General features: G+C 63.1%; 4 protein-coding genes. 1 reads left to right on the plus strand and 3 read right to left on the minus strand.

Translation table 11 applies throughout. The features are described from left to right. Positions 1-442: aquaporin (locus D7X55_RS34065; RefSeq protein ID WP_199747281.1), on the plus strand; the 442-nt coding region annotated here is incomplete at its 5' end. Positions 443-495: 53 nt separating this feature from the next. Here D7X55_RS34065 and D7X55_RS34070 read toward each other — a convergent pair. From D7X55_RS34070 to D7X55_RS34080, 3 genes are all read right to left on the minus strand, one after another. Beyond that, a complete protein-coding gene (locus D7X55_RS34070; RefSeq protein WP_121725234.1) occupies positions 496-2,019 on the minus strand; it encodes a helix-turn-helix domain-containing protein in 1,524 nt (507 codons plus the stop codon). Between the two features lie 145 nt (positions 2,020-2,164). After that, entirely contained in the window at positions 2,165-3,175 is a 1,011-nt protein-coding gene (locus tag D7X55_RS34075) for a ribonucleotide-diphosphate reductase subunit beta (protein WP_120552986.1), read from the minus strand. 55 nt (positions 3,176-3,230) lie between these two features. Further along, positions 3,231-5,588, minus strand: coding sequence for a ribonucleoside-diphosphate reductase subunit alpha (locus tag D7X55_RS34080; protein ID WP_120552987.1), 2,358 nt, complete (start codon positions 5,586-5,588; stop codon positions 3,231-3,233). Positions 5,589-6,130 lie beyond the last annotated feature (542 nt).

Genomic DNA, 6,130 nt, shown 5'->3' on the forward strand with positions numbered 1-6,130 from the left:
GGGGCTGGGCAGCAACGGCTACGGGGCGGCGTCCCCGGAGGGCTACGGCGGCGGGGCGGCCTTCCTCACGGAGGTGGCGCTCACCTTCCTGCTGGTGCTGACGGTGCTGGGGGCCACGGACTCGCGCGCGCCGGTGGGCTTCGCGGGCCTGGCCATTGGCCTGGTGCTGACGCTCATCCACCTGGTGGGCATCCCCATCACCAATACATCGGTGAACCCGGCGCGAAGCCTGGGCCCGGCGCTGTTCGCCGGAGGGGACGCCCTGCGCCAGCTGTGGCTGTTCATCGTCGCGCCGCTGCTGGGCGCGGCCTTCGCGTCCGCGGTGTACCGGCTGGTGGCCCGGCCGGCGGTGCAGATTACGGCCGCGAGAGCGGAGCAGGCCCTGGACGAGGAGCGCCGCGAGCGCGTGACCGGCCGGCGTGACATCGAACGTCCTGTCTGAGTTGGGGATGCACGAAGGCCGTGCCTCGCTCGTCGCATGGCACGGCCTTAGGCCTAACGATCGACTCTGGAATCAATAAAGCTTCTGATTGGCTTGCTGGAGAATCCATCCCAGCCGAAATAGTTAAAGCCTTCTTTGGTTGAAGCCCTGTCGATCCAGTCAAGGATAATGGCGAGATCGTCATCTGAGCAGGGAGCAATTATGCTGCGCATTGCCTTGTCGGAGAGCAGTCTTTCCACTATGGGCTCAGAGCGGTCTGTTCTGAAGTGACTGGCACATGGATACCAGATGTTTGTGTCGACTTTTCCTGATGCGGCAGCAGTGCTGATTGCCCCAAGAGTGTCGAATTGGCAAAGGCTGGTTAGAATGCCTTCGTCTTCGCTTGGTAGATCAGGCCGGAAGCAAGCCTCTGTGCGTATGAGGTTCCGGGCAAGATTGATTGGTGAAACGGTGGCAGTGCGATCGTCACTGGCTCTGGAGAATGCATTCTGTCGATATCCCATCGTGAGGCCATGTCGCACCCAACTGGGATAGAACGACGCATTGCCCTTATTCGGGGGAGAGGTGGTCGCCAAGAGCTTGACTGACTCCCAGTCTTCTGCCCGAACCGCAAGCGCGCCAAGCGCCATAACGCGTTCGATGATAGAAACCCAGATCCTATGCCCAGGGATGGGATGCCGAATTTCGTTCCCTGGCTCATCAAAGCCGATTGCGTAAATAGAAGAAAGTACTTTGATTGAGCGGGGAGTCCAAAGCTTCTCCTCGAGATTGATGAACGTCGCGGCAAGGCACGCGAATCGGTCGAGAAGTGTCGTCAATTCGCTCTCGGGCTCTTGTCCCTCCAGGATTTCGCGGACATCTCTTTGTGCTCTTTGGAGAAGTGATTTGATCGGGATGGTGTCGTTGTCGCGGAGTTGCTCGGTCACGGTGGCGATGAACGCTTCTGTGTCGATTTTCCAGTTCAATGCCGCAACTGGACCGCGAGCTAGGTTTTGTGCAGAAACGGCAACGCCAAGTGTTGATAGCTCATTCCGGAGTTCAACGCGCCATTCTGCTTTTTTTAGGGCTACGATGTTTGCGATGACCCTCTGGATATCGGCTTGTCCCCAGTTTTCACTTGACGAGCCGTGGCGTGCATAGATTTGGCCCGCATAAAAGGCGGTCTTGGTTCTTCCGCTCTCAGAGTAGTTGCCGTCAGCCTTGAAGATGCAAAACCCATCTTGCCGGGGTGCGACGTGCACCAGCGTTATCCAACTGTCATTGATGCGGTGCGTGGCGCATCGGAGGTCAATCGGATCTGGAATGTATTTCTGCAATTTTGCTCGAAGGGTGGCCTCGTCGAATAGACGAGCCTTGTCTTCACTGAACGTTCCAGATGGAGTGCCTTGATCGGTCGCGCCGATGACGATGAAGCCCCCAGTTATCGACATCGCGCCGACGTCTTTGGCAATTTCGACTAGACTTCTCGTGTCGTTCAGATCGCAAGTGGATTTGTAGTCGAGGCATTCGGATTCGCACTGCTCGTTTAGTAGTTCGCCTAGCTTCTCAAGGGTTACGACTGGCTCAAGTACAATCATGGGTCCTCAAGGAGTGTTGGTGGGAATGTTCTAGGTTTGGGATTGGTGTTGTTGCGGCTTGTGAGGCTGTTGGGGTTAGATTGGATAGAAAAAGGCAGCGCCACGACTGGTCGTGGCGCTGCCTTTGACTGCTACTCTTTGAGTTCTAGAAGGCGGCGTCGAAGACGACGTCGTTGGCGGCGCCCACGCCCACGCCCACCTGGTAGGAGGACACGCGGCGCTCGAAGAAGTTGGTGAGCTCCTGCACGTCCTGCAGGTCCATGAAGTGCAGCGGGTTCTTGGTGTGGAAGATGGGGGCCATGCCCAGCATCTGGAGGCGCTGGTCGGCCACGTACTCCAGGTAGCCACGCATCTCCTGCACCGACAGGCCCATCACGCCGCCGCTCAGCAGGTCCTGGGCGAACTGCGTCTCGCACTCCACCGCGTCGCGCATCATCTGCACGACGTCCTTCTCCAGGCTCGCGTCGAAGAGGTCCGGCTCCTCCTTGCGCGCCGTCTTGATGGCCTCGAAGGCGAAGGCCATGTGGGTGGACTCGTCGCGGAACACCCAGTTGGTGCCCGCGGCCAGGCCGTTGAGCAGCCCCTTGCTGCGCAGGAAGTACACGTACGCGAAGGCCGCGAAGAAGAAGAGGCCTTCGATGCAGCCCGCGAAGCAGATGAGGTTGAGCAGGAACTGGCGGCGGTCCGACTTGGAGCGGACCTGATCCAGCGCCTGGATGCTGTCCATCCACTTCATGCAGAAGCGCGCCTTGCGCTGGATGGACGGGATGTTGTCCACCGCCGCGAAGGCCTTGGCGCGCTCGGCCGGGTCCGGCACGTAGGTGTCCAGCAGCGTCAGGTAGAACTGGACGTGCAGGGCCTCCTCGTACAGCTGCCGGGACAGGTACATGCGCGCTTCGGGCGCGTTCAGGTGCTTGTAGAGGTTGAGCACCAGGTTGTTGCCGACGATGGAGTCGCCCGTGGCGAAGAAGGCCACCAGCCGGTGGATGAGGTGACGCTCCGCGTCCGTCATCTTCGAGCGCAGGTCCACCAGGTCCGTGGAGAAGTCCACCTCCTCCACCGTCCAGGTGTTCTTGATGGCGTTGCGGTACATCTCGAAGAAGACGGGATACGCCATGGGGCGCAGCGTCAGGTTCATTCCCGGATCGAGCAGCATTTCTTCGGTACTCCCTTACGAAACGAAGGACGGGTGGGGTGGGGACGGGCCAGGGCTACTGGCACGCCTCGCACGCCTCGGGGTTTTCCAGCGAGCACGCCACCGCTTCCGCTTCCGCGGTCACCGTCTGCGGCGCGGGCGTGGGGGCTGCGGCAATCGTCGGGCCGCCCTGGCCCACGGTGGCCTTGGCGATGCGGGTCGCCGGGCGCGAGCGCAGGTAGTACGTCGTCTTGAGCCCCTTCTGCCACGCGTAGAAGTACATCGAGGACAGCTTCCCGATGTTGGGCGTCTCCACGAAGAGGTTGAGCGACTGGCTCTGGTCGATGAAGGCGCCGCGGTCCGCGCCCATGTCCAGCAGCGAGCGCATGGGGACCTCCCACGCGGTGCGGTAGAGGGCGCGCAGCTCCTCCGGAAGCTCCGTGAGGTCCTGCACGCTGCCTTCGGCCAGCTTGATGCGGTTGCGGGTGTTCTCGTTCCAGAGCCCCAGCTGCTGCAGGTCGCGCACCAGGTAGCGGTTCACCTGGAGGAAGTCACCGGACAGGGTCTCGCGCTTGAAGAGGTTGGACACCTGCGGCTCGATGCACTCGTAGCAGCCGGCGATGGACGCGATGGTGGCCGTGGGCGCGATGGCGATCATCAGCGAGTTGCGCAGGCCCACCTTCATGATGCGCGAGCGCAGCGCGTCCCAGCGCAGCGTGTCCTCGGGGACGATGCCCCAGCTGTCGAACTGCAGCTCGCCCTTGGCCGCGCGCGTCTCCGGGAAGGCCGGGTGCGCGCCGAACTGCTCCGCCAGGTCGGAGGAGGTGACGAGCGCCGCGTAGTAGATCTCTTCCGAGATCTTCTTGGACAGGTTGCGCGCCTCGACGGAGTCGAAGGGCAGGCGCAGCTGGAAGAAGACGTCCTGGAGGCCCATCAGGCCCAGGCCCACCGGGCGCCAGCGGCGGTTGGAGTCCGCGGCGGTGGGGATGGGGTAGTAGTTGAGGTCGATGACGCGGTCCAACTGCTTGAGCGCGAGCATCGCGTTGGAGCGCAGCAGGTCGAAGTCGAACTTCCCGTCCTTCACCATGCGGCCCAGGTTGAGCGAGCCCAGGTTGCACACCGCCGTCTCACCCTGGCTCGTGACCTCCAGGATTTCGGTGCAGAGGTTGGACAGGTGGATGACGTTGCCCGGCTGGCCGGTCTGGTTGCTCTTGCGGTTGCAGATGTCCTTGAAGGTCATCCAGCCGTTGCCCGTCTGGGCCAGCACCTTCATCATCCGCGCGTACAGGTCGCGCGCCTTCACCTTGCGCACGGCCTGGCCCTGCGCTTCGGCCGCGACGTAGGCCTTCTCGAAGGCGTCACCGAAGAGGTCGGTGAGGTGCGGGGTCGTCTTCGGATCGAAGAGGCTCCACTCCTGGTCCGCCTCCACGCGGCGCATGAAGAGGTCCGGCACCCAGTTGGCCAGGTTGAGGTTGTGGGCGCGGCGGGCCTCGTCACCGGTGTTGTCGCGCAGCTCGAGGAAGTCCTCGATGTCCGCGTGCCACGTCTCCAGGTACACGCAGCACGCGCCCTTGCGCTTGCCGCCCTGGTTCACCGCCGCCACGGACGCGTCCAGCGTCTTGAGCCACGGGACGATGCCGTTGGAGTGGCCGTTGGTGGACTTGATGAGAGAACCGCGCGCGCGCACGCGGTGGTACGCCACGCCGATGCCGCCGCTGAACTTCGACAGCATCGCGATGTCCGAGTACTTCTTGTAGATGGCGTCCAGCTCGTCCGCGGGCGAGTCCAGGAGGAAGCAGCTGGAGAGCTGCTCGTGGCGCGTGCCGGAGTTGAACAGGGTGGGGGAGCTGGGGAGGTACTCCAGCGAGCTGAACAGGCGGTAGAGCTCGATGGCCTCGCGCGCGTTGTCGCCGGACAGGGCGCAGGCCACGCGCAGGAAGAAGTCCTGCGGCGTCTCGATGACTTCGCGCGTCTGCGGGTTCTTGAGGAGGTAGCGGTCGTAGACGGTGCGCAGGCCGAAGTACTCGAACAGGTCGTTGCGGACCGGGTCGATGGCGGCGTTGAGCTTGCGCGCGTTGGCCTGGACGAAGGTGAGCAGGCGGTCCGCGATGAGGCCGTGCTTGTGGCCGGCGGCGACGGACTGGCTGAAGGACTGGATGTCCTGGTTGCTGACCTCCTTCTGGATGAAGGTGGACAGCAGGCGCGCGGAGAGCCGGGCGTACTCGGGCTCTTCGACGATGAGGGCCGCGGCGGTCTGGATGGACAGGCTGTCCAGTTCCCGCGTGGTGGCGCCGTCGTACAGGCCGCTGATGGTCTTGGTGGCCACGCGCATCACGTCCACGCGCGACAGGCCCACGCACGACTTGCCCACCGCGCGGACGATCTTGTTGAGGTCCACCGGCTCCGCCGTGCCGTTGCGCTTCTTCACCCGCATGGTGGTGGCGAAGTCACCGGGAGCCGACGAGGCCTGCGTGGCGGGCGCCACGGTGGCGGAGTCAGGGGGCGGCGAGGCGACGGCGTTCGGCTTGAAGGGCGTCTGGACGGTCACGGGCGTCTCACTTCCGGGCAAGGCAATGGCGTAGCCATCAGGGCGGACTGACCCTGTGGGTGACGGCTTCGGAGATGACTGGGAGGGACTGCTTTCCGATCAGGACCCGAGGGTCTGACTACAGCGACCCGACATGTAGTTGGGTGTACGGCGGAAGTGGGTGTTTCGCAAGAAAACCACTGCCGCCTCCAGGGTCCAGGAACGCACCCCCCGTGATGGGGGGCGAGCAACCGGCGAACCCAAGCTATGGGGGGTCCCCCGGTGTGTCAACGCTAGATCCTGTGTAAACCTGCCGCCGGGGTCGGATCGATCATTGCAATCTATGATCACTTGCCAACAGGGTTCCGGCAGTCCTCCGCAGGACATTTACAGACACGCAAAGGCGCTTCGGACCCCATCTTTTTCATGGGGTCAGCCAACCCCTGGAG

Source organism: Corallococcus sp. AB049A (assembly GCF_003668885.1).
Taxonomy (GTDB): domain Bacteria; phylum Myxococcota; class Myxococcia; order Myxococcales; family Myxococcaceae; genus Corallococcus; species Corallococcus interemptor.